At 63.8% G+C, this 21077-nt stretch carries 25 protein-coding genes; 11 read left to right on the top strand and 14 right to left on the bottom strand.

The window, feature by feature from the left end; genetic code table 11:
* Nucleotides 1-113: 113 nt before the first annotated feature.
* The 3 genes from ilvN to miaA all read right to left on the bottom strand — a co-directional run bounded on the left by ilvN (nucleotide 114) and on the right by miaA (nucleotide 3628).
* Nucleotides 114-629 (bottom strand): acetolactate synthase small subunit, encoded by a 516-nt coding sequence (gene ilvN / locus ACQKOE_RS03255; protein ID WP_374588060.1) that lies wholly within the window; start codon nucleotides 627-629, stop codon nucleotides 114-116.
* 138 nt (nucleotides 630-767) lie between these two features.
* Nucleotides 768-2510 carry a biosynthetic-type acetolactate synthase large subunit gene (gene ilvB, locus ACQKOE_RS03250; RefSeq protein ID WP_427511536.1) on the bottom strand — a complete coding sequence of 581 codons (1743 nt, stop codon included), beginning with the start codon at nucleotides 2508-2510 and terminating at the stop codon, nucleotides 768-770.
* A gap of 161 nt (nucleotides 2511-2671) precedes the next feature.
* Nucleotides 2672-3628, bottom strand: coding sequence for a tRNA (adenosine(37)-N6)-dimethylallyltransferase MiaA (miaA, locus tag ACQKOE_RS03245; RefSeq protein ID WP_427511535.1), 957 nt, complete (start codon nucleotides 3626-3628; stop codon nucleotides 2672-2674).
* Nucleotides 3629-3656: 28 nt separating this feature from the next.
* Here miaA and serB point away from each other — a divergent pair, with 28 nt between their 5' ends.
* The gene (serB, locus tag ACQKOE_RS03240) at nucleotides 3657-4496 is read left to right on the top strand and encodes a phosphoserine phosphatase SerB (RefSeq protein ID WP_427511534.1); all 840 of its coding nucleotides are present in this window, start codon (nucleotides 3657-3659) and stop codon (nucleotides 4494-4496) included.
* On the opposite strand, the gene ACQKOE_RS03235 is transcribed toward serB, so the two are convergent.
* Entirely contained in the window at nucleotides 4493-5068 is a 576-nt protein-coding gene (locus ACQKOE_RS03235) for a hypothetical protein (protein WP_427511533.1), read from the bottom strand. The two genes, serB and ACQKOE_RS03235, sit on opposite strands and share 4 nt — an antisense overlap.
* Nucleotides 5069-5176: 108 nt before the next feature.
* Here ACQKOE_RS03235 and ACQKOE_RS03230 point away from each other — a divergent pair, with 108 nt between their 5' ends.
* Nucleotides 5177-6004, top strand: coding sequence for a Coq4 family protein (locus ACQKOE_RS03230; RefSeq protein ID WP_427511532.1), 828 nt, complete (start codon nucleotides 5177-5179; stop codon nucleotides 6002-6004).
* Nucleotides 6005-6254: 250 nt separating this feature from the next.
* Here the strand turns inward: ACQKOE_RS03230 and purL are convergent, their stop codons facing one another.
* The 3 genes from purL to ACQKOE_RS03215 are packed head-to-tail and all read right to left on the bottom strand — an operon-like array spanning nucleotide 6255 to nucleotide 9544.
* The gene (gene purL, locus ACQKOE_RS03225; RefSeq protein ID WP_427511531.1) at nucleotides 6255-8435 is read right to left on the bottom strand and encodes a phosphoribosylformylglycinamidine synthase subunit PurL; all 2181 of its coding nucleotides are present in this window, start codon (nucleotides 8433-8435) and stop codon (nucleotides 6255-6257) included.
* A gap of 32 nt (nucleotides 8436-8467) precedes the next feature.
* Nucleotides 8468-9121 (bottom strand): hypothetical protein, encoded by a 654-nt coding sequence (locus tag ACQKOE_RS03220; protein WP_427511530.1) that lies wholly within the window; start codon nucleotides 9119-9121, stop codon nucleotides 8468-8470.
* A 6-nt stretch (nucleotides 9122-9127) separates the two neighbouring features.
* Complete coding sequence (locus ACQKOE_RS03215; RefSeq protein ID WP_374587920.1) at nucleotides 9128-9544, bottom strand: DUF2177 family protein; 417 nt, start codon at nucleotides 9542-9544, stop codon at nucleotides 9128-9130.
* Nucleotides 9545-9625: 81 nt separating this feature from the next.
* Between ACQKOE_RS03215 and ACQKOE_RS03210 the strand changes: the two genes are divergently transcribed.
* From ACQKOE_RS03210 to ACQKOE_RS03185, 6 genes are all read left to right on the top strand, one after another.
* Nucleotides 9626-9874: an exodeoxyribonuclease VII small subunit gene (locus ACQKOE_RS03210; protein WP_374587918.1), complete on the top strand. Its 249-nt coding sequence runs from the start codon at nucleotides 9626-9628 to the stop codon at nucleotides 9872-9874.
* Nucleotides 9834-10760, top strand: a complete 927-nt coding sequence (locus tag ACQKOE_RS03205) for a polyprenyl synthetase family protein (RefSeq protein WP_427511529.1) — start codon at nucleotides 9834-9836, stop codon at nucleotides 10758-10760. Before ACQKOE_RS03210 ends, ACQKOE_RS03205 begins: the two co-directional genes overlap by 41 nt.
* A gap of 2 nt (nucleotides 10761-10762) precedes the next feature.
* Nucleotides 10763-11257 (top strand): pantetheine-phosphate adenylyltransferase, encoded by a 495-nt coding sequence (gene coaD, locus ACQKOE_RS03200; RefSeq protein WP_427511528.1) that lies wholly within the window; start codon nucleotides 10763-10765, stop codon nucleotides 11255-11257.
* Between the two features lie 97 nt (nucleotides 11258-11354).
* The gene (locus ACQKOE_RS03195) at nucleotides 11355-12041 is read left to right on the top strand and encodes a peptidylprolyl isomerase (protein WP_427511527.1); all 687 of its coding nucleotides are present in this window, start codon (nucleotides 11355-11357) and stop codon (nucleotides 12039-12041) included.
* A 37-nt stretch (nucleotides 12042-12078) separates the two neighbouring features.
* Nucleotides 12079-13113, top strand: a complete 1035-nt coding sequence (gene queA / locus ACQKOE_RS03190; protein ID WP_427511526.1) for a tRNA preQ1(34) S-adenosylmethionine ribosyltransferase-isomerase QueA — start codon at nucleotides 12079-12081, stop codon at nucleotides 13111-13113.
* A 90-nt stretch (nucleotides 13114-13203) separates the two neighbouring features.
* Nucleotides 13204-13713 carry a hypothetical protein gene (locus ACQKOE_RS03185; RefSeq protein WP_427511525.1) on the top strand — a complete coding sequence of 170 codons (510 nt, stop codon included), beginning with the start codon at nucleotides 13204-13206 and terminating at the stop codon, nucleotides 13711-13713.
* A 3-nt stretch (nucleotides 13714-13716) separates the two neighbouring features.
* On the opposite strand, the gene ACQKOE_RS03180 is transcribed toward ACQKOE_RS03185, so the two are convergent.
* A complete protein-coding gene (locus tag ACQKOE_RS03180) occupies nucleotides 13717-14292 on the bottom strand; it encodes a TetR/AcrR family transcriptional regulator (protein WP_427511524.1) in 576 nt (191 codons plus the stop codon).
* A gap of 53 nt (nucleotides 14293-14345) precedes the next feature.
* On the opposite strand from ACQKOE_RS03180, the gene ACQKOE_RS03175 reads away from it, so the two are divergent.
* Genes ACQKOE_RS03175 through tgt form a run of 3 tightly spaced genes read left to right on the top strand, consistent with a single transcriptional unit; the run spans nucleotide 14346 to nucleotide 17392 of the window.
* Nucleotides 14346-15779 carry a carotenoid oxygenase family protein gene (locus ACQKOE_RS03175; RefSeq protein WP_427511523.1) on the top strand — a complete coding sequence of 478 codons (1434 nt, stop codon included), beginning with the start codon at nucleotides 14346-14348 and terminating at the stop codon, nucleotides 15777-15779.
* A gap of 56 nt (nucleotides 15780-15835) precedes the next feature.
* Nucleotides 15836-16255: a hypothetical protein gene (locus tag ACQKOE_RS03170; RefSeq protein ID WP_427511522.1), complete on the top strand. Its 420-nt coding sequence runs from the start codon at nucleotides 15836-15838 to the stop codon at nucleotides 16253-16255.
* Between the two features lie 9 nt (nucleotides 16256-16264).
* Nucleotides 16265-17392: a tRNA guanosine(34) transglycosylase Tgt gene (gene tgt, locus ACQKOE_RS03165; protein ID WP_427511521.1), complete on the top strand. Its 1128-nt coding sequence runs from the start codon at nucleotides 16265-16267 to the stop codon at nucleotides 17390-17392.
* On the opposite strand, the gene ACQKOE_RS03160 is transcribed toward tgt, so the two are convergent.
* The 6 genes from ACQKOE_RS03160 to ACQKOE_RS03135 all read right to left on the bottom strand — a co-directional run bounded on the left by ACQKOE_RS03160 (nucleotide 17389) and on the right by ACQKOE_RS03135 (nucleotide 21077).
* On the bottom strand, nucleotides 17389-17556 hold the full coding sequence (locus tag ACQKOE_RS03160) for a hypothetical protein (protein ID WP_374587896.1): 168 nt from the start codon (nucleotides 17554-17556) through the stop codon (nucleotides 17389-17391). The two genes, tgt and ACQKOE_RS03160, sit on opposite strands and share 4 nt — an antisense overlap.
* A 139-nt stretch (nucleotides 17557-17695) precedes the next feature.
* Nucleotides 17696-18370: a nitroreductase gene (locus ACQKOE_RS03155; RefSeq protein WP_427511520.1), complete on the bottom strand. Its 675-nt coding sequence runs from the start codon at nucleotides 18368-18370 to the stop codon at nucleotides 17696-17698.
* 115 nt (nucleotides 18371-18485) lie between these two features.
* The gene (gene rpsD, locus ACQKOE_RS03150) at nucleotides 18486-19100 is read right to left on the bottom strand and encodes a 30S ribosomal protein S4 (protein WP_374587892.1); all 615 of its coding nucleotides are present in this window, start codon (nucleotides 19098-19100) and stop codon (nucleotides 18486-18488) included.
* A gap of 153 nt (nucleotides 19101-19253) precedes the next feature.
* Complete coding sequence (locus ACQKOE_RS03145) at nucleotides 19254-20408, bottom strand: TrmJ/YjtD family RNA methyltransferase (RefSeq protein WP_427511519.1); 1155 nt, start codon at nucleotides 20406-20408, stop codon at nucleotides 19254-19256.
* A 6-nt stretch (nucleotides 20409-20414) separates the two neighbouring features.
* The gene (nrdR, locus tag ACQKOE_RS03140; protein WP_427511518.1) at nucleotides 20415-20876 is read right to left on the bottom strand and encodes a transcriptional regulator NrdR; all 462 of its coding nucleotides are present in this window, start codon (nucleotides 20874-20876) and stop codon (nucleotides 20415-20417) included.
* The gene (locus ACQKOE_RS03135) at nucleotides 20877-21077 is read right to left on the bottom strand and encodes a hypothetical protein (RefSeq protein ID WP_427511517.1); all 201 of its coding nucleotides are present in this window, start codon (nucleotides 21075-21077) and stop codon (nucleotides 20877-20879) included.

Here is a 21077-nt window from a genome sequence, read left to right as displayed (position 1 = left end):
TCTTTGGTTTGCGTCACCCCGGCCTTGAGCCGGGGTCCAGATTGTTCTTCGCGTGGAAGGAAGCTGGATCCCGGGTCAAGCCCGGGATGACGGGTTAGGTTGGTACTTGAAAATCAAATCCCTGTGGCTCCGCGCATCATGCCGACCACGCCGGTCCGGCCCACTTCGACCAGGCCCAGTTCGCGCATCAGCGAGACGAAGCGGTCCAGCTTGTCCGGAGTGCCGGTCAGTTCGAAGATGAAGCTGCTGGTAGTCGTATCGACCACCTTGGCGCGGAACACTTCGGCCAGGCGCAGCGCCTCGACCCGCGCGTCCCCGGTGCCGGATACTTTGACCAGCGCCAGCTCGCGCTCGACATGATCGCCAGCCTCGGTCAGGTCGACGACCTTGTGGACCGGGACCAGCCGGTCCAGCTGGGCATGGATCTGGTCGATCACCGCAGGCGGACCGTGGGTAACGATGGTGATCCGGCTGACCGCGTGGTTTTCGGTAATGTCGGCCACGGTCAGGCTGTCGATATTATAGCCGCGCGCGGTGAACAGACCGGCGATCTTGGCCAGGATGCCCGCCTCGTTATCGACCGTGATGGTCAGGACGTGGCGTTCCGATGCTTCGTGCTTGATCTTCATCATATCAAATTTTCCTGCGCGGTCCTTCGAGACGCACTCGGACTTCGTCCTCGCGCTCCTCAGGACGAACGGAGAAGGGGGAAGCCGATCGCCCTGAGGAGGCGTCGAAGCCGCAGGCTGAGAGGCCGTCTCGAAGGGTCACACCAGCGCCTTCGCTTCGTCGTCCATGGTGCCCGCGACCTGATCGCCGTAGAGGATCATGTCGGTATGCGCCGCGCCCGAGGGGATCATCGGGAAGCAGTTGGCTTCCTTGGCCACCAGGCAGTCGACGATCACTGGCCCCGGATAGTCGATCATCTCCTGGATTCCGGCGTCCAGCTGGGATTCGTTTTCGATGCGGATACCCTTCCAGCCATAGGCTTCGGCCAGCTTCACGAAATCGGGCAGGCTGTCCGAGTAGGAGCTGGAATAGCGGCTTTCATAGGTCAGTTCCTGCCACTGGCGGACCATGCCCATCCATTCGTTGTTGAGCACGAAAACCTTGACCGGCAGGCGGAACTGCGTGGCCGTGCCCAGCTCCTGGATGTTCATCTGGATCGAGGCATCCCCGGCGACGTCGATCACCAGGCTGTCAGGATTGCCCAGCTGCGCACCGATGGCAGCCGGAAGGCCATAGCCCATGGTGCCAAGCCCGCCGGACGTCAGCCACTTGTTGGGGCCAAAGAAGTGGAAGTACTGCGCCGCCCACATCTGGTGCTGGCCCACTTCGGTCGCGATGATCGGGTCCTTGTCCTTTGTCAGCTCGAACAGGCGCTCAATCGCCAGCTGCGGCATGATCGCGGACTTGTTGGCCGGGTAGGCCAGGCTCTTGCGCGCGCGCCAGCCGTCGATCCGGGCCTTCCATTCGGTCAGGTCCTGCGCCTGGCGGTTGCCCCAGGCGGCGATCAGCTGTTCCAGCACGGCGGCGCTGTCACCCAGGATCGGCAAGTCGACCGGCACGGTCTTGTTGATCGAAGCGCGGTCGATGTCGATGTGGATCTTGGTCGAGTGCGGGCTGAACGCGTCGAGCCGACCGGTCACGCGGTCATCAAAGCGCGCGCCAACGGCAATGATCAGGTCGGCCCGGTTCATCGCCATGTTGGCTTCATAGGTGCCGTGCATGCCCAGCATGCCGAGCCAGTCGGGATGGCCCGCCGGGAAAGCGCCCAGGCCCATCAGGGTCGAAGTGACCGGAGCGCCCGTCAGTTCCTGCAACTGGCGCAGCAGTTCCGAAGCGCGCGGACCCGAATTGATCACGCCGCCGCCGGTGTAGAAGATCGGTGCCTTGGCATTGGCGATCAGCTCGATTGCCTTGGCAATGTCGCGTTCGCTGCCCTGGTGGGGCGGGTTGTAGCGGATCGGACGCTGCGGCGCGCCTTCGCTCCACGTTGCCGAGGCGATCTGCACGTCCTTGGGAATGTCGATCACGACCGGGCCAGGGCGGCCAGTCGTGGCGATCTGGAACGCCTCGTCCACGATGGCGGCCAGTTCCGACGGATCCTTCACCAGATAGTTGTGCTTGGTGCAGTGGCGAGTGATCCCGATGGTATCGGCTTCCTGGAACGCGTCCGAACCGATCAGGCCGGTCGGGACCTGCCCGGTGATGACGACCAGCGGGATCGAATCCATGAAGGCATCGGCAATGCCGGTGACCGCATTCGTCGCACCCGGACCGGACGTGACCAGGACCACGCCGGGCTTCCCGGTCGAACGGGCATAGCCTTCTGCCGCATGGGCCGCGCCTGCTTCGTGCCGGACCAGGATGTGCCGGATGCGGGCATCGCCAAACAGGGCGTCGTAAATCGGCAGCACGGCTCCGCCCGGATAGCCGAACACGAATTCGACTCCCTGACGAACCAGGCTTTCAACCAGAATGCTGGCGCCGCTGCGCTCCTCGCTCACCTTCGCTTACCTTTCAATTTCTGCGCTTTCGCATCGCCCCGGCTCTTAAAGGACCGACCCGGCACAGGGGGCTGTACCGGGTCTCCTCTCCAACTCGGGGCGAATGCGCAAGCGCATATCTTGCTGCATGCCCTAGGGGATAGGAAATAACGCGTCAACCCTTAAACGCGCAATAATGATGCGAATTCAGCTTCCATATCGTAATCAAATGACTCGGTTCTGGGCCAGTCTTGCGGTGGCTGGTTGCGGAACCAGGTATATTGCCGCTTGGCATAGTTGCGCGTGGCCTGCGCGCCACGGGATTCTGCCTCGGCCCGGTCGATTTCGCCGCTGAGCAAAGCGGCTATTTCCGGCACGCCGATGGCGCGCATGACGGGCAGGGCAGGATCGAGCTGGCGCGCGAGCAGTGCCTCAACCTCAGCCAAGGCGCCGTGGTCGAGCATCAAGGCAAAGCGGCGGTCGCAGCGCTCATAAAGCCAGTCGCGCGGCGGCAGGAGGATCAGGGGATGCAATTCAACGCTCCCCGCAATGCCGCCCACCCGGTCCGCCTGCCATTCCGCCAGGGAACGCCCGGTCGAGCGGACGACTTCCAGCGCGCGGGCAATCCGCGTGGTGTCGCCGGGGGAAAGCAAGGCCGCCCGGGCAGGGTCCTCGGCCTGAAGCGCGGCATAGGCCTGTTCCACCGGCATGGCGCGGACGGCATCACGCACTGCGGGATCAATGGGCGGGACGGGCGCGATCCCGTCGAGCAGGGTGCGCAGATAGAGGCCGGTACCGCCGACGAGGATCGGCACCGCGCCGCGCCGGTGCACCTCGGCAATCACTTCCCGTGCGCGGACCGCCCAGTCGGCGGCGGAGCAAGCCTCTGCGCCGTCCCATTCGCCGAACAGACGGTGCTCGATCCCTTGCATTTCCTCTGCCGATGGGCGGGCAGACAGGACTGCCAAGTCGGCATAGACTTGCGCGCTGTCGGCATTGATGATCACGCCCTCGCCGCCCTGCGCCTTGAGCATAAGTGCCAGGCGCACTGCGCAATCGCTCTTGCCGCTGGCGGTTGGCCCTGCAATGAGCGCCAGCGGCGGATGCTCTGCCGATTCAGGGGAATGAAGAGTGCTCATTGCGCGCGTGATAGCAGAACCGGCGGCCTTGTCCGCACATGTTGATGCGGCGGTCCACGCGCTGGAAGCGCAAGGGGCGAAAGTGCTGGGCGCGGACCTGTTGCCGCAGGCCGAAAACGTCCTGCAATTCATGGCCCATGAAGGCGATCCGGCGGCGGTGCGCGGCGTGCTGGACCGGCACTTCGCTCCGTCCGACATGCTGATTACCGACCACTTGCCCCAGGTTCCGGGGGTTTTCGTGTCTGACATGGATTCTACCATGATCGGGCAGGAATGCATCGACGAACTGGCCGACTTTGCCGGGATCAAGGACCAGATCGCCGAGATTACCGAGCGCGCCATGCAGGGCGAACTGGATTTCGCCGAAGCGCTGACCGAGCGGGTGCGGCTGCTGGGCGGCCTGGGTGAAGACGCGATCCAGCAGTGTCTGGTCGAGCGGATTGTCGACATGCCCGGTGCGGGCACCTTGGTCGCGACCTTGAAGGCGCATGGCTGCAAGACGGTGCTGGTGACGGGCGGCTTCCACCAGTTTGCCGATCCCGTGGCGGAGCGGCTCGGTTTTGAGAAGGTCGTCGGCAATCGCCTGGCGGTCGGCCACGGCAAGCTGACCGGGGGACTGGTCGGCGACATTGTCGACAGTTCGGTCAAGGAAGCGGTGCTGCGCGCGGCGGTTGAGGCCAGCGGTGGCGCGGCAAGTCTGGCGACCGGCGATGGGGCGAACGACATTCCGATGCTGGTCGCGGCCAGCTATGGCGTGGCCTATCACGCCAAGCCCAAGGCGCGGGCCGCAGCAAACGGCGCGATTGATCGGGGCGACCTGACCGACGTGCTGCGGCTGCTGGGAATCCCGGAAGGCGAGTGGGCCTAGACCCGTTTGGTCCTGCGCCGGGCCGCGATTCGCAGGGCCAGCGCGGCAAGGCACAAAGTCACCCCATAGATCGCTTCGGGCCGGGTATCGGGATTGAGCAGACGCAGCGAATAGGACAGTGTGAAGATCAGCCACAGGGTGTGAATGCCAAAGGTGTGCAGTCGCTTCCAGTTGCGCCCCAGCGCCCGCATGGCTGTATCGTTGGACGTTGCAGCCATGACGAACATCATCACATAGGCCAGCCCACCGGCGGCTAGTGCGGGAAGGGGGCGGTCCTCGCCGCTGATCTGGAGAAAACGCACCAGCGCATAAAGATGCGCGGTGTGGCACGCGGCAAAGCCGAGGCCCCACCAGCGGCGGTTCTGCCAGATTGAGCGGGTCGCCGTGTTCGGCCAGAGCCGGGCAAGCGACGATGCCGCATAGGCCAGCAGGAAGATCGGCAAACCGATGCGCGCGGTCCAACGTGCGGCGCGCGACCATTGATCGGCCAGATCGCTTCCGGTCCATAGACCCAGCATGATCGTGCTCAGTCCGGCTATCAATCCCAGCAGCAACGGCCAGCGGCGCGCCATGGCATTCTCCCCTATTTTGATGCAGGTTAGCGTCAGGCAAAGCGGGGCGCCACCTTCCTCAAAGACCTATTGACAGTTCTGTAAGTAATTCGCATCATCATGTCCGCCATGAACATGATGACTGCAAAGCCGCTCGCCCCGGATTTCACGTCCGATGACCTGCCGATGATGCTGCCGGGTCGTCCGCCCATGCGCTATGACCTGCCCAAGGCCTGGCACCACTTCAAGGAACTGGTGAAGGACAAGGAAAACACGGCGGAAGTCGCCAAGATTTTCGAGGCGCTGCCCTGGCGCGGGGCCTATGATGCGGCGCAGGCGTTCCTTGGCAGCGAGCGCGGCAAGGCGATCCGCAAGAGCGAGCCTTCGCTGGTGGCGATCCTGGATGATCACGACTCCCTGCGCAAACTGCCGGCCGGCAGTCTGGCCCATGCCTATTGCGACTTCATGGAGCGCGAAGGCCTGTCGGCCCAGGGGCTGGTGGACGAGCTGGACCGCTATCGCCCGGCGGAATTCTTCTTTGCCGATCAGGTTACCTGGTATTTCAACCGAATGCGCGATACGCATGACTTGCTGCACGTGCTGACCGGCTTTGGCCGCGATGCCCTGGGCGAGCAATGCGTACTGGCCTTTACCTACAGCCAGCAGCCCGCGCTGGCGCACCTGTTCCTGGGCTATGCCGGGGCGCTGCAAATCCGCAAGCACAAGGCGGCCAAGGTGCCGGTCTTCCGCGCGGTGCGCGAGGCGCAGAACATGGGCAAGGCCTGCCCGCGTCTGGTGGAACAACCGATCCGCGAACTGCTCGGCCAGCCGCTGGACGAACTGCGCAGGAAGCTGAACATCGGCGAGCCGAAGTACTACCACCAGGCCCACGCCATGTGGCGCGCGGTTGGGGTCGATCCGTATGATTTGATGGCCCCGGTGAACAATGCGGCCTGACGAACTTCGGCGGCCAGCGCAACGCTCAAGCCTAAGCTCAAGTCCGTCACCCTGAACTTGTTTCAGGGTCCATTTCGCGTTTCAGTCCGAAGGCCGGATTGACGGGTAACAACGCAGCGCAGCACCCCTTCGGACAGGTCAGGTAACCGGCCCGATGGACCCTGAAACAAGTTCAGGGTGACGGGTGGACGCTTCAGGGTGCCGGTCAGGTCCGGCGGCGGTCATTGGTCAAGAGCAAGGCCCTCAGGCCTTACCCTTCCATCCAGTCCTTGAAGAAGCTGTCGTTCGCTTCGCGCAGGGCGCTGAGCTTGATCGGCTTGCCATTGACCACCAGCGCGTCGCCGCCGGTCGTGCCGATCTTTTCGAACGGCACCTTACTGCGGTCCAGCGGACGGTCCGCGCGGTAGGTGACGAGATAGCGCGACTGGCTTTCGTTGAAGGCGAATGCCGTGTCCATCGCGTCCAGCGTGATGCCGATATTGCCCGCCAGCGCCATTTCCGCCGCCGCGACCAGCAGGCCGCCGTTGCTGATGTCGTGTACGGCAGTCACCAGGCCATCGGCGATGAGCTGGCGGACGATTTCGGCGTTCATGCGCTCGTCGACCAGATCGACCCGCGGCGGTTCACCATCTTCGCGGCCATGGATTTCGCGCAGCCAGAGCGACTGGCCCAGTTCCGGATAGCACGGACCGATCACGGCCAGGCATTCGCCCTCGGCCTTGATCCCGATGGTCGCCATCACGCCATAGTCCGCCATCAGGCCAACGCCGCCGATGGCCGGAGTGGGCAGAATGGCCGAGCCGCCGCCGGTCGCCTTGCTTTCGTTGTACAGCGAGACGTTGCCCGACACGATCGGATAGTCCAGCGCGCGGCAGGCATCGCCCATGCCGCGCAGGGCCTCGACGATCTGGGCCATGATTTCCGGGCGCTGCGGATTGGCGAAGTTCAGGCAGTTGGTGATTGCCAAGGGCTTGGCGCCGACCGCCGAAATGTTGCGATAGGTTTCAGCCACGGCCTGCTTGCCGCCTTCGTAGGGATCGGCATAGCAATAGCGCGGGGTGCAATCGGTGCTGATCGCCAGGGCCTTGCGCGTGCCGTGCAGGCGCACGACCGCTGCATCGCCGCCGCTCTTTTGCAGGGTGTCCGCGCCGACCTGACTGTCATATTGTTCAAAGATCCAGCGGCGATTGGCCAGGTCCGGGCAGGCCATCAGCTTGAGCAGGTCTGCGCCCAGGTCTGCGCTTTCGGGCACTTCGTCCAGCGGCTTCACCTTGGCCCAGGCCTTGTATTCGCTGAGGCTGAGGGCCGGGCGGTCATAGAGCGGCGCGTCTTCGGCCAGCGGACCCAGCGGAATGTCGCAGACCGTTTCGCCCTTCCAGGTCAGGACCATGTGGCCGGTGTCGGTCACTTCGCCGATCACGGCAAAGTCCAGTTCCCACTTGTGGAAGATGGCTTCGGCCATGGCTTCCTTGCCGGGCTTGAGCACCATGAGCATCCGCTCCTGGCTTTCGCTCAGCATCATTTCGTAAGGGGTCATGCCTTCTTCGCGGCACGGCACCTTGTCCATGTCGAGAATGATCCCGGCCTTGCCGTTGGTCGCCATTTCGACCGAGCTGGAAGTCAGACCGGCCGCGCCCATGTCCTGGATCGCGACGATGGCGTCGGTTGCCATCAGTTCCAGGCAGGCTTCGATCAGCAGCTTTTCGGTGAAGGGGTCGCCGACCTGCACGGTCGGGCGCTTTTCTTCCGAATCCTCGCCAAAGTCGGCGCTGGCCATGGTCGCGCCGTGGATCCCGTCGCGCCCGGTCTTGGACCCGACATAGACGATCGGATTGCCGATGCCGGTGGCGGCGGAATAGAAGATCTTGTCCGCATCGGCCACGCCCACGGTCATCGCATTGACCAGGATATTGCCGTCATAAGCAGGGTGGAAATTGGTTTCGCCGCCAACAGTCGGCACGCCGACGCAGTTGCCATAGCCGCCGATGCCTGCGACCACGCCCTTGACCAGCGACTTCATCTTGGGATGGTCGGGCCGGCCAAAGCGCAGGGCGTTCATGTTGGCCACGGGGCGCGCGCCCATGGTGAACACGTCGCGCAGGATGCCGCCAACCCCGGTCGCCGCGCCCTGATAGGGCTCGATATAGCTAGGGTGGTTGTGGCTCTCCATCTTGAAGATGGCGGCCTGGCCATCGCCAATGTCGATCACGCCGGCATTCTCACCGGGGCCGCAGATAACCCAGGGGGCTTCGGTCGGCAGCTTCTTCAGGTGGATGCGGCTGCTCTTGTACGAGCAATGCTCGGACCACATGACGGAAAAGATGCCGAGCTCGACCATGTTCGGCTCGCGCCCCAGGGCGTGCAGCACGCGCTGGTATTCTTCCTCGGACAGCCCGTGGGCGGCGACGACTTCGGGAGTGATCTCGGACATGGCCGCGCCTTAGCGGGGGAAGCCGAGTCCCGCTAGCCTGTTTGGGCGGAATCTGCCGCGCTTTTCCCCACCCACCAGGCAATCATTGTCACCAAGCCATAGGCGAAGAAGGCCAGCAGGCTTGTTCCCGCAGTCACTTCCGGCTCCACCGGTCCGAACCAGTTGACCGCCTGAAAGGCGAGCAAGGCAACCGCCAGCACGGCAACGCGCCCCGCTTTCGGCTTGCGCGACCGGGCGTAAAGCCAGAGCGCACCGAAGGTTAGGGCCAGTTCCAACGGCATTTCCACCGCCGGATGATTCCACAGGCCAAAGCCCAGCTTGGGCGGACTTCCGGCCAGAGTCAGGTCCGGCACGTGGACCAGCAGATCAAGAAACCAGTGGGACAGCACCACTGCTCCGGCCAGCAGGGCACCCATCCGGTCCCGCGTCACCAGCCAGATCAGCCCCCCGAATCCTGCGGCAAACACCGCCGACCCCAGCAACGAATGCGTGTAGGGCATGTGGTAGAGGTCCATCGGGTTCATCGCGCTGATCCCGGGCGCAAAGCGCATGTGCTCCACACCGATCAGTAGGAAGGCGAAGAAGGCCCAATCGACCAGCTGGGCCGCCACGAACAGCAGGCCCAGTGACGGGACTGGGCGCCGTGCCGCTACTGCCAGCGCTGGCGCCCAGTGACCGATGAACACCTTAACTTAGCCTTGCAGCTTGATCATGGCAAAGGTCGCCGCACCGGCGGCCAGCCCGCTCGCCACGGTGCCCCAGGCCATGTCGACCAGGGTCATTTGCAGCGGCCACTGGCGCAGGGTGGCCATGTTGGTGAGGTTGTAGGTGGCATAAGCAGTCAGGCCTAGGGCCGCGCCCATTCCAGTGGAGATGGCGACGCCGTAATTGCTTTGCGCCAGCAGCGTACCGGGGGCGACGGCGAACAGGGTGAGCGCCGCGAAGTAGATCACGTAGAAGGCGATGGCCGGGCCGATGCGGAACTTCTCGGTCAAGAGGTCGCCCAGCGCCGGTCGGTAAAGCGCGGGTCCGGCAAAGCGCAGCCAGGCCATGTCCAGCACCAGGAAAAACGCGCCTACCAGCGGATAGGCAATGTACCACTTGAACATCGCAAAATTCTCCCCGGAAACGCATCGCTTCCGTGCAAGGCAACTTGACCGCTGGGACGCGCGCGGTCAATGGTCCGTGCCATGAGCGAGACCGATCCCGATATTGCCGCGCTGACTTTCGAAGATGCGCTGCGGGCGCTGGAAGACATTGTCCGCAAGCTGGAAAGCGGCGAAGTGCCGCTGGACGCCACCATGGACCTGTACGAACGCGGCGAAAAGCTGCGCAAGCACTGCCAGGCGCGGCTTGATGCGGCGCAGCTGCGGATCGACAAGATCGTTGCGGGCGGGGATGGCCAGGTCGCTGGCACCCAGCCGTTCGACGCTGGCTGACATGACGCCTGATCCCTTGCTGGCCGGGGCGCTTGCCGCCATTGCCCGCGATGTCGACACGATGTTCGATGCCATGCTGCCAAGCGAGGGCAAGCTGGCCGAGGCAATGCGCTATGCGACCATCGGCGGGGGCAAGCGGCTGCGTCCGCTGTTGCTGACGGCAACGGCCGCCATGCATGGGGTAGACCGCTCCAACGCCCTGCGCGCGGCCATCGCGATCGAGGCTGTTCACGCTTATTCGCTGGTCCATGACGATCTGCCCTGCATGGACGACGATGCCATGCGCCACGGCAAGCCGAGCACGCACAAGGCCTTTGGCGAGGCCGTGGCGGTGCTGGCCGGGGATGCCCTGCAATGCTTTGCCTTTGAAGTCCTGTCCGACCCGGCCACCAGCGGCGACCCCTTCGTACGGGCCGAACTGGTCCAGGTCCTGGCCTGCGCCTCGGGTGCCAGCGGCATGGTCGGCGGGCAGATGCTGGACATCGAAGGGGAGGGGCAGGCGTTCGATCTGGCCGCGATTACTCGGATGCAGCAGCTGAAGACTGGCGCACTGCTGTCCGCTGCCGTGGAAATGGGCGCGGTGCTGGGCAAGGTTCCGGCCGAGGGGCGCACGCATTTGAAGGGCTATGCGCGGGACATCGGGCTGGCTTTCCAGATCGCCGACGACTTGCTGGATCACGCCGGGGACGAGGCCAAGGCGGGCAAGGCGCTGCGCAAGGATGCCGATGCCGGCAAGCAGACCTTCGTTGGCCTGCTGGGCGAGGAGCGCGCGCGGGAACAGGCCCGGATGCTGACTCAGCAAGCGATTGCGCATCTGGGATCTTACGGGCAAGAGGCAGACCTGTTGCGGGCACTGGCGCGCTACATCGTTGAGAGGGACCACTGAAAATGGCGAAGCGGATCGGGGTCTATCCCGGCACTTTCGACCCGATTACCCTGGGGCACATGGACATCATCGAACGCGGCGCAAAGCTGGTCGATGAACTGATTATCGGGGTGACCACCAACATCGCGAAATCGCCGATGTTCAATGACGATGAACGCATCGCCATGGTGGAACGCGAAGTGGCCAGCATCGGCAACGGCAAGATCCGCGTGGTCGGGTTCAACTCGCTGTTGATGGACTTTGCCGACGCGATGGGCGCATCGGTGGTGATCCGCGGCATTCGCGGCGTGACCGACTTTGAATACGAATATCAGCTGACCGGCATGAACCGCCAGCTCAACCATGAGGTTGAGACGGTGTTCCTGATGGCCGACGTCGCGCTGCAGCCGATTGCCTCGCGCCTAGTCAAGGAAATCGCGGTCTATGGCGGCGAGATTTCGAAGTTCGTCAGCCCCGCCGTGCGCAACGACGTAGTGGCGCGGATCGGCAAGCGTTAAGCAATCGGGGGGCGAAGGCCGTTCCGTTCATTGCCATGACAGCCTGGGGGCGCTATCCCGCGCCCCTGAAACTGCTTAGTCACGAGACAAGACACCCATGAACCGTCGCCTGATCGCTTCCTTTGCCCTTGGCCTGTCGCTCATTGCCAGTCCGGCTCTTGCCAAGAAGGAGGATGCCCAGAAGGACGCGGCTGCCACGCCTGCCGCTCCGGCGCTGAACCCGTTCGTCAATCCTGACGTGACGGTCGATCCGGAAAATATTCTGGTTCTGGACCTGTCCAATGGCGGGCGCGTGCTGATCCGCCTGATGCCGCAATGGGCCCCGAACCATGTCGAGCGGATCAAGACTCTGGCCAAGCAGGGCTTTTATAACGGGATCATCTTTCACCGCGTGATCGATGGCTTCATGGCGCAGACCGGTGACCCCACGGGAACAGGCCAGGGCGGATCGCCCCTGCCTGACCTCAAGGCGGAATTCAATTCGATGCCGCACGTCCGCGGGACCATCTCGATGGCGCGGACCGATCAGCCCGACACGGCCAACAGCCAGTTCTTTATCGTCTTCTATCCGCGCTTTGCGCTGGACCATCGCTACACCAACTTCGGCCGGGTTATTTCGGGCATGGACGTGGTGGATGAAATCGTGCGCGGCGAACCGCCGGTCAGCCCGACCAAGATTCTCCAGGCTTCGATGCTGACGGACAATCTGCCGCGCCCGGCCGCGCCGGTCGTCGTTCCGGCCAATATCACCGCCGACATGCTGAGCAATTCACGCTCCAACTAAGCTTGTCGGCGGCGGCATCTGCGGCTAGCGGCGCGCCATGCGTGTCGACCTCTTCGATTTTGAACTTCCCCCCGAACGGATAGCCCTGCGCCCGGTGCGCCCCCGCGATTCCGCGCGGATGCTGGTGGTGGCGGGCGACCAGCCCTTGCGCGACCTGACCATGCGCGATCTTCCGCAGCAATTGCGCCGCGGCGACGTGCTGGTGTTCAACGATACCCGCGTGATCCCGGCCCAGCTGGAAGGCTATCGCGGCGAAGCGCGGATCGGCGCGACCCTGCACAAGCGGATCGACCTGCGGCGCTGGCAGGCCTTCGTCCGCAATGCCAAGCGGCTCCATCCCGGCGACCTGATCGAATTTGCCGCAGGCGTAACCGCCACCGCCGAAGAGCGTCATGCCGATGGCAGCTGGACCCTGGCCTTCCACGGTGACGAGCCGGTCGAAGTCCTGCTCCACCGCGCGGGGCAGGTTCCCCTGCCGCCCTACATCGCCGGAAGGCGCGCGATTGATGAGCAGGACCGGCAGGACTACCAGACGATGTTCGCAGCCAAGGATGGGGCAGTTGCCGCACCCACTGCGGCGCTGCACTTCACGCCGGAACTGATCGGGGCTTTGACCGAGGCAGGCATCGGCCATGAAACCCTGACGCTGCATGTGGGCGCGGGGACCTTCCTGCCGGTCAAGGCGGATGATACCGACGATCACCAGATGCACGCCGAGTGGGGCACGATCTCGCCCGAAGTGGCCGACCGCCTGAACGCCGTGCGCCGCGCGGGCGGGCGGATCATCGCCGTGGGCACGACCTCGCTGCGTCTGCTGGAAAGCGCTGCGGACGATGCCCGCGTGATCCATCCCTTCTCCGGCGATACCGCAATCTTCATCACGCCCGGCTATCGCTTCAAAGGGATCGATGGGCTGGTCACCAATTTCCACTTGCCGAAATCGACTCTGTTCATGCTGGTCAGCGCGCTGATGGGCCTGGAGCGGATGCAGGCCGCCTATGCCCATGCAATCGCGCATGAATACCGGTTCTATTCCTATGGCGATGGATCTCTGCTGTTGCCGGCAGAGTGACATTCGCAAAAATGCGGGCTTGCGCCGGGTCCGGAAATCCAGTCTGATCCCTTAACCGCGCAATTAAATGCGCGGGTGGAGGGGATGACAATGACGGATTCGACTTCGGCGCCCGCGGCGGCGCCAGGCGCACTGGCCGGACTGGGCATCGTTGCCGTAGTGGTCGTGGCGATCGTTGCCTGGGTGGTGATCGGTACGGCGCTGTTCACCGACCTGACGCTGTTCGGCGGCTTTCTGCTGCTGTGGCATTGGGCCAATCTTGAGCAGCTGGAAATCAGGCGCATGCCTGCGACCATTCTGGGCGCCCTGGTGGGGATCGGGCTCGCCTGGCAAGTGGTCTACCTTACCAGCACGATGGGCAACACCGGTCTGATCCTGGGCCTGCTGATCATGATTGCCGGGATCTACCTGCAAGTGATCAACGTCCTGCCCTTGCTGTTCAACCCGGCAGCCATGCTGTTCCTGACCGTGGCCGCTGCGCCGCTGATCCAGTTGAAGGTCGATTTTGCCGAACTGGCCATGGCCACCGTGGTAGGCGGACTGTTCTTCGGCATTTTCGTGGAAGGGCTGAAGCGGATCGCGGCCCGCTTCATGGCCTGATCCTTAACGCTTGAAGAGGGTGGCCGGATCGATCACGCGATCGATCAGGTCATCCTCCGCAGGCAATTGCTTGTCCATCATCAACATGGCCAGGCCGTGGACCACGGCCCAGGCCTGAACCATCAGCCGCTGGGTTTCCTGCGGATCGCCGCCCGTCAGCGCTTCCGCTTTCTCTTGGAGCAACCGCGCGGCCAGGGTGTCGCCAAAGATCGCGTCGCCCACTTCTTCGCACTGGCTGAACACCAGCCGGAACAGGGCAGGGTGGGCCAGGGCGAAACGGACATAGGCCCGGCCCGTTGCGGCAAAGCCGCTGCTTTCCGGCCCAGCCGCCTCCGCCGCCGCTTGCTGGGCGCGGCCGAGCATTTCCATGCCCTCCTGGCCAAGGGCTTGGAGCAGGGCCTGCTTGTCCGGGAAATGGCGATAGACTGCCGTGGCCGACACGCCCACTTCGCGCGCCAGCTGGCGCAGGGAGATATCCGCAAAATCGCTGGTTTCCAGTGCCCGCAGGCCCGCCTCGACCAGGGCCGCGCGCAGGTCGCCATGGTGGTACTGGGCTTTTTCGGATTGCAATGTTGACACTGTTACCATTCCGGATATGTTTACGCCATAAACATTAGGGGAGTACCCGAATCATGGCAAGTGCTGTTGAAGCCGCAATCCGCTCCGTCGTTACCAAGGGCGTGACGACCATCGCCAAGCTGAACCGCTCCATGCAGGACAAGGACCGCGTCCATCCGTTCCTGACCGGGATCCATGCGCCCCTATCGGAAGAACGGACCCTGACCGACCTGCGCGTGACCGGCGCGATCCCGGCGGAGCTGGACGGGCGCTATGTCCGCATCGGTCCAAACCCGTTCAAGCCCGATCCGCGCGGCCACCACTGGTTTCTGGGCGATGGCATGGTCCACGGCGTGCGGCTGAAGGACGGCAAGGCGCTGTGGTATCGCAACCGCTATATCCGCTCATTGGACCTGGAAGAGAAGGGCGGGCCCAAGGCGGCACCCGGACCGCGCCGGGGGCGGCGCGACCTGGTCAATACCAACGTGATCCAGCACAATGGCAAGACCCTGGCCATTGTCGAGGCAGGTTCGTTTCCCGCCGAACTCGATGAGAACCTGGAAACCGTGGCCTACACCGATTTCGGCGGCACGCTGAAGGTCCCGTTCAGCGCTCACCCGCATGAGGACCCGCTGACCGGGGAACTGCACGCGGTGGTCTATGACGGGATGGTCCAGGACACCGTCTGGCACGTCGTTGTAACCCAGGATGGCCGGGTCATTCGGCAGGAACCGATCCCGGTCCAGCATGGTCCTTCGATCCATGAGTGCTCGATCACCCGCAATTACGTGCTGGTCTTCGACCTGCCCGTCACTTTTTCGATGAAGGGTCTGATCGCCGGCCAGCAATTTCCCTATGCCTGGAACCCGCAGCATCAGGCGCGGGTCGGGCTGCTGCCGCGCAACGGTTCGGCGGACCAGATCGTCTGGTGCGACGTCGATCCCTGCTATGTCTTTCACGTCGCCAATTCCTACGAGCGCGAGGACGGCGTGGTGGTGTGCGACATGTCGGTCCATGAAACGATGTTTGCCGGCGGACCCGATGGCCCCAATGGCCGGGCGCTGGGCATGGAGCGCTGGCTGATCGATCCGCGCAGCCGCAAGGTCGAACGCACCACGCTGGACAGCGCGCCGCAGGAATTCCACCGCCCGGACGAACGCTACTTCGGCCAGCCCTATCGCTATGCCTGGTCGCTGGGCCTGCCTTCGGAGGATAGCGCTTTCGTCGGCGAGGCGCCGATCTATCGCTATGACCTGCAAACCGGCGAGCGGCAGGCGCACAATTTCGGCCCCGGCAAGGTTGCGGGTGAGTTCGTCTTCGTGCCTCGCTCTGCCGATGCGCCCGAAGGCGAAGGCTGGGTGATGGGCTATGTCATCGACACCCGCACCGACACCACCGACCTGATGATCCTGGATGCCAGCGACATGGCCGCCGATCCGATTGCGACAGTGCATATTCCGCACCGCATTCCGCCCGGATTCCATGGCAATTGGCTGCCTGCTGCTTGACAAAAGGCAAGTCCTGCTCCCTCTTGCCTGCGCCCGGGTCGCGGGCAGGAGAGGACATGGATCTGGAACGCCAACAAGTGGTCGAGGCGGGGCTGGAACGCGCGGCCGAAATTCTGGGCGACGTGACCGCACCCGTCATGGCGGAATTCTATTCCCGCTATCCCGATGCACGGGCCAGCTTCTTGCACCATTCGCCCGCCAATCCGGGCAGCCTGGAAGCGGAGATGGTCGGCAATGCGCTCTATTACGTGATGACCTGGTTCGAACATCCTGCCGAAGCGCGGATCGCCTTTGACAGCTCGGTCCCGCATCACCGCGTCGCGCTGGGCGTGCCGCCCGATTGGTATCGCGGCTTTATCGAGGCGTTCCTGGACGTGGTCGAACCGGTTGCCGCCGTCAGCGACAGCGAAAAGGCAGTGTGGCGCGATTTGCGCGAAAACCTGGTGGGGCTGGTCGAACGCAACCGTTTCCTCTAGCGGGGCGCGATGCAGCCGCGCTTTGAATTTTCCGTCCATGCCACCGATGGCAAGGCCCGTACCGGTCTGATCCGCATGAAGCGCGGAGAAATCCGCACGCCCGCTTTCATGCCGGTGGGTACGGCCGCAACAGTCAAGGCGATGAAGCCGGAAAGCGTGCGGCAGACCGGCGCGGACATCCTGCTTGGCAACACCTATCACCTGATGCTCCGTCCGGGCGCAGAGCGCGTGGCGCGGCTTGGCGGACTGCACAAGTTCATGAACTGGGACCGTCCGATCCTGACCGACAGCGGCGGCTATCAGGTGATGAGCCTGTCAGCCCTGCGCAAGATCACGGAAGAAGGCGTCACTTTCAAAAGCCACATCGACGGCAGCCGGCACGAGCTGACTCCGGAACGCTCGATGGAAATCCAGCGCCTGCTCGGCAGTGACATCGTCATGGCCTTTGACGAATGCCCGCGCGCCGATGCGCCCCTGGACGTCATCGCTGCGTCAATGCGGATGAGCATGCGCTGGGCTGCGCGCAGCCGCGCCGGGTTCGATTCGGGCGAGGAACATGCCGCGCGCTCGGCCCTGTTCGGCATCCAGCAGGGCGCCTTGAACGAGGCGCTGCGCCGCGAAAGCGCCGAGGCGCTCCAGGAAATCGGCTTCGATGGCTACGCCATTGGCGGGCTTGCCGTGGGCGAGGGGCAGGAGGCGATGTTCGCCACCCTGGACTTCGCGCCCGATATGCTCCCAGTGGACCGGCCCCGCTATCTGATGGGCGTGGGCAAGCCCGACGATCTGGTCGGCGCGGTGGAGCGCGGCGTCGACATGTTCGATTGCGTCCTGCCCAGCCGGTCCGGCCGCAACGGGCAGGGTTTCACCTGGAACGGTCCGGTCAACCTGCGCAACGCCAAGCATGCCGAGGACACGGCCCCGCTGGACGAACGCTGCCCCTGCGATGCCTGCACCAAGTACAGCCGCGCCTATCTCCACCACTTGCACAAGAGCGGGGAGATTCTGGGGGCCATGCTGCTGACCGAGCACAACCTGACCTTTTACCAGCAGCTCATGGCCGGGATGCGCGATGCGATTTCCGCAGGGCAGTTCGCCCAGTTCGCCGCCCGGTTCAGGCAGGATTACCTGAAGCCTTAGCCCTGGCGCCGCGTTTCCAGGCGCGTGTCGCGATAGGCCACGAACATCCCGGTTCGGGTGTCCAGGAACCCGGCGCCAATCGCGGCTGCCTGCTTACGGGCCAGGCTCAGGTCGGGGTACCATTTCCCCGCACGGTGGGGGGTGACAAAGCGGAAGAGTTTCATCGCCGTCTTTAACGCCAAATGCGCCTTGAAGTTTCGCCGCGGGAACGATTTTTCCGCTCCCGCAGCGCCTCTCGCGCCGGAACGTGACGATAGTACTACAGTCCGTTGGAAAATGGCCGGATGCCCCGATTTGTGCGCCTCATTCAAATCCGACGAAGCGCGCTGCCTCTGCAACGCTCTTGCGTTCAGACACAACGGCATTGGCGGGAAAGCTTTCATCCGGCCAGCCCAGGGCGACGGCCTTCATGATGACCTGATCGTCCGGAATTCCCGCGTGTTCGCGCACCACCGGGCTTTGCATGATCCCCTGGCTGTTGATCACGCAGCCCAGGCCACGGGACCAGGCGGCATTGACCAAGGAGGTCGTCACCGCACCGCAGTCGAAGGCGGTATCGTCGCTGTCGGCCAGTTCGCGGTCATAGGTCACGATCACGCAGACCGGGGCGTCAAACTGGCGAAAGCCGCGCATGACCCAGTCGAGCCGCGCGTCCTTGTCCTCACGCGCGATGCCCATGGCGGAGAACAGCTGCTTCGCAACATGGACCTGCCGGTCGCGGTGCACCCCGGCAAAGGCTTGTCCGGTGCGGAATTCGCGGCTGTGCGGCACGCCTGCCAGATTGCGTTCGGTATTGCCGGCGCGGATGCGGTCCAGTGGTGCGCCGGTGATGACGTGGAAGTGCCAGGGCTGGCTGTTCATCGAACTGGGTGCGCGCATCGCCAGGGTGAGGACTTCCTCGATCAGTTCGCGCGGGACCGGCTTGTCCAGATATCCGCGGATCGAGCGGCGGCCGAGTACGACTTCATCGAAGGTCATGGATTCCCCCAAGCTAAGATTGCTGCTTTTGCCGCCATGTTAACCGCTCGATTAAAACGCGCAAACGAAAAGGGCGGCCCAGCGGACCGCCCTTTCAATGTCGTTTCTGCGCGGATTAACGCGAGTAGAATTCGACGACCAGATTCGGTTCCATCTTCACCGGATAGGGCACTTCATCCAGGGTCGGAACGCGGACGAAAGTGGCCTTATCGGTGCCGTCCGGCGCGACATAGTCGGGAACTTCACGCTCAGGCAGGCTCTGCGCTTCGGCGATCAGGGCCATTTCCTTGGCCTTCTTGCCCAGCGAGATCACGTCGCCCGGACGCACGCGGCGGCTGGCGATGTTGCACTTCACCCCGTTCACATAGATGTGACCGTGCGAAACGACCTGGCGGGCCGAGAAGATGGTCGGCGCGAACTTGCAGCGGTACACGACCATGTCCAGGCGCTGTTCGAGCAGGCCGATCAGGTTCTGACCGGTATCGCCCTTCATGCGCGAAGCTTCCTGGTAGGTGCGCTTGAACTGCTTTTCGGTGACGTCGCCGTAGTAGCCCTTGAGCTTCTGCTTGGCGCGCAGCTGGATACCGAAGTCGGACAGCTTGCCCTTGCGGCGCTGGCCATGCTGGCCCGGGCCATAGGAACGACGGTTGACCGAGCTCTTCGGACGACCCCAGATGTTCTCGCCCATGCGGCGGTCAATTTTGTACTTCGACGAATGGCGCTTCGACATGGCGCTATATGTCCTTCAATTTGCTATGCTGGGCACTGCGCCCCGCTTCTGGTCCGGAACCGCACCGCCCGGTTGAACCGGACGTGAGCAGGGCTTCACCGGAGTGCCCGCTCAATTGCGAAGGCGCGCCTATTGCTGCGGCGCGGCGAAAAGTCAACCCTTGTCGCGTTCTTCCCTGGCCTTTCGCGGCCCTTTGGCCAATGCCGACAGCACGCCGCGCATGGTCCGCACCTCGAGGTGGTTCCAGCCCGGCTTGGTCAGCATGTTGCGCAAGGTCAGCCGGGTGGCTGCGGCGCGGATTTCCGGGAAGAAATAGTTGGTCGGCTCCAGCAGGGTTTCCATCTGCTCGATCAGCCCCTCAAGCTCCTGCTGCGGGGCAGGGGGCAGCAAGTCCTCTGCCGGGGGCTGGGCAAGATCGGCGTTCTTGGACCATTCATAGGCGAGCAGGATCACCGCCTGGGCCAGATTGAGCGAGCCGAATTCGGGATTGATCGGCACGGTCACGATTGCCCGCGCCAATGCAACGTCCTCGGTCTCGAGGCCTGAGCGTTCCGGGCCGAAGACATAGGCGGAGCGGCCAGCGTCGCGGTGGACGGCCCGGGCGGCCTGTTCCGGCGTCAGGACTGGCTTGGTTACGCCGCGCTTGCGCACCGTGGTGGCATAGACGTGGGCGCAATCCGCCACGGCTTCGGCAAGCGTGTCAAACACCTGCGCCTTTTCCAGCACGATGTCGGCCCCCGCAGCGGCGGGACCGGCGCTGGGGTTCGGCCACCCGTCGCGCGGCGAAACCAGACGCATCTCGACCAGCCCGAAATTGAGCATTGCCCGCGCGGCCTTGCCAATGTTCTCGCCCAATTGGGGGCGGACCAGGACGATGACGGGCGCTGCGGTGCTTCGAGACGGCCGTTCAGCCTGCGGCTTCACGGCCTCCTCAGCACGAACGGGGGTAGAGTGATCTGACATTGCCTTGATCCGTTCGTCCTGAGGAAAAGCCGAAGCCGCAGGCTGAGGGTTTGTCTCGAAGGACTGCCTCCGCACGGCCAGGCGTTGAAGTGCGGCCCAGTCCTCCCGGATCAAAGCCTCCTTCTTAACGCGTGACCAGCCTTTGATCCGTCGCTCCGATTCCAGTGCTTCGATGCGGCTTGGAAAATTGTTGGCCCAGACAAGCTCGAGCGGGCGTCTGGTGAATGTGTAACAGTCCGCAAAATGGCCGCTGTGATGCTGCGCGACGCGAAGCTCCAGATCGTCCGTATGCCCGGTGTAATAGGATCCATCAGCGCATTTGATGATGTACGCCCAGAATGCCATTACCCGTCAGCCTTTTCCGGCATCGCGCACCGTGCTGGCGAAGTCTTCGAAGTCCTTGGCTTCGGTGAAGTCGCGGTAGACCGAGGCGAAGCGGATGTAGGCGACCGTGTCCAGTCCGCGCAGTCCTTCCATCACCATTTCGCCGATGGCCTTGGCCGGAACCTCGCTTTCGCCCATCGTTTCAATCTGGCGCTGGATGCCGGACACGAGCTGGTCCAGCCGTTCCTGCGCAATCCCGCGCTTGCGGCTGGCCAAGGCGACCGATTGTTCGATCTTGGTCCGGTCGAAATTCTCCCGCGCGCCGCCGCTTTTAACCACGGTGATTTCACGCAGTTGCACGCGTTCGAACGTGGTGAAGCGCGCGCCGCAGCTGTCGCATTGGCGCCGCCGCCGGATCGCGGTGTTGTCCTCGGTCGGCCGCGAATCCTTTACCTGGCTGTTATCGAAGGCACAGAACGGACAACGCACTTAGGGGCGCAGCCTCTTGTAGAAGGCAATGCCTGCGCCGATTGCAAGACCCGTCGGAATGGACAGCACGGGCAGCAGCAGACCTGCCGCTGCGCCAATGGCCGCGCCCGCAATGACCGGCTTGGTCGAGGGGTGACGCATGCCTTCCTTCGCCATGCCGCTTAGTTCAGCCTTGGCGTCTCCGACGAAATCTCCGCTCAT

The organism is Novosphingobium sp. NPDC080210 (assembly GCF_050281025.1).
Classification (GTDB): Bacteria; Pseudomonadota; Alphaproteobacteria; order Sphingomonadales; family Sphingomonadaceae; genus Novosphingobium.
The sequence above is the reverse complement of the archived record's forward strand: the minus strand, read 5'-3'. Positions and strand labels throughout refer to the sequence as shown.

Excerpts from the sequence above, each read along its gene's own strand:
- ACQKOE_RS03170 (WP_427511522.1), top strand. The coding sequence starts at position 15,836 with ATGGATCTGGAACGCCAACAAGTGGTCGAGGCGGGGCTGGAACGCGCG.
- rpsD (WP_374587892.1), bottom strand. The coding sequence starts at position 19,100 with ATGTCGAAGCGCCATTCGTCGAAGTACAAAATTGACCGCCGCATGGGC.
- ACQKOE_RS03155 (WP_427511520.1), bottom strand. The coding sequence starts at position 18,370 with ATGACCTTCGATGAAGTCGTACTCGGCCGCCGCTCGATCCGCGGATAT.
- ACQKOE_RS03210 (WP_374587918.1), top strand. The coding sequence starts at position 9,626 with ATGAGCGAGACCGATCCCGATATTGCCGCGCTGACTTTCGAAGATGCG.
- ilvN (WP_374588060.1), bottom strand. The coding sequence starts at position 629 with ATGAAGATCAAGCACGAAGCATCGGAACGCCACGTCCTGACCATCACG.
- ACQKOE_RS03235 (WP_427511533.1), bottom strand. The coding sequence starts at position 5,068 with ATGGCGCGCCGCTGGCCGTTGCTGCTGGGATTGATAGCCGGACTGAGC.
- purL (WP_427511531.1), bottom strand. The coding sequence starts at position 8,435 with ATGTCCGAGATCACTCCCGAAGTCGTCGCCGCCCACGGGCTGTCCGAG.
- ACQKOE_RS03185 (WP_427511525.1), top strand. The coding sequence starts at position 13,204 with ATGACGGATTCGACTTCGGCGCCCGCGGCGGCGCCAGGCGCACTGGCC.
- ACQKOE_RS03175 (WP_427511523.1), top strand. The coding sequence starts at position 14,346 with ATGGCAAGTGCTGTTGAAGCCGCAATCCGCTCCGTCGTTACCAAGGGC.
- ACQKOE_RS03145 (WP_427511519.1), bottom strand. The coding sequence starts at position 20,408 with ATGGCATTCTGGGCGTACATCATCAAATGCGCTGATGGATCCTATTAC.
- tgt (WP_427511521.1), top strand. The coding sequence starts at position 16,265 with ATGCAGCCGCGCTTTGAATTTTCCGTCCATGCCACCGATGGCAAGGCC.
- ACQKOE_RS03135 (WP_427511517.1), bottom strand. The coding sequence starts at position 21,077 with ATGAGCGGAGATTTCGTCGGAGACGCCAAGGCTGAACTAAGCGGCATG.
- ACQKOE_RS03160 (WP_374587896.1), bottom strand. The coding sequence starts at position 17,556 with ATGAAACTCTTCCGCTTTGTCACCCCCCACCGTGCGGGGAAATGGTAC.
- ACQKOE_RS03230 (WP_427511532.1), top strand. The coding sequence starts at position 5,177 with ATGAACATGATGACTGCAAAGCCGCTCGCCCCGGATTTCACGTCCGAT.
- ACQKOE_RS03215 (WP_374587920.1), bottom strand. The coding sequence starts at position 9,544 with ATGTTCAAGTGGTACATTGCCTATCCGCTGGTAGGCGCGTTTTTCCTG.
- coaD (WP_427511528.1), top strand. The coding sequence starts at position 10,763 with ATGGCGAAGCGGATCGGGGTCTATCCCGGCACTTTCGACCCGATTACC.
- miaA (WP_427511535.1), bottom strand. The coding sequence starts at position 3,628 with ATGAGCACTCTTCATTCCCCTGAATCGGCAGAGCATCCGCCGCTGGCG.
- ACQKOE_RS03205 (WP_427511529.1), top strand. The coding sequence starts at position 9,834 with ATGGCCAGGTCGCTGGCACCCAGCCGTTCGACGCTGGCTGACATGACG.
- ACQKOE_RS03195 (WP_427511527.1), top strand. The coding sequence starts at position 11,355 with ATGAACCGTCGCCTGATCGCTTCCTTTGCCCTTGGCCTGTCGCTCATT.
- queA (WP_427511526.1), top strand. The coding sequence starts at position 12,079 with ATGCGTGTCGACCTCTTCGATTTTGAACTTCCCCCCGAACGGATAGCC.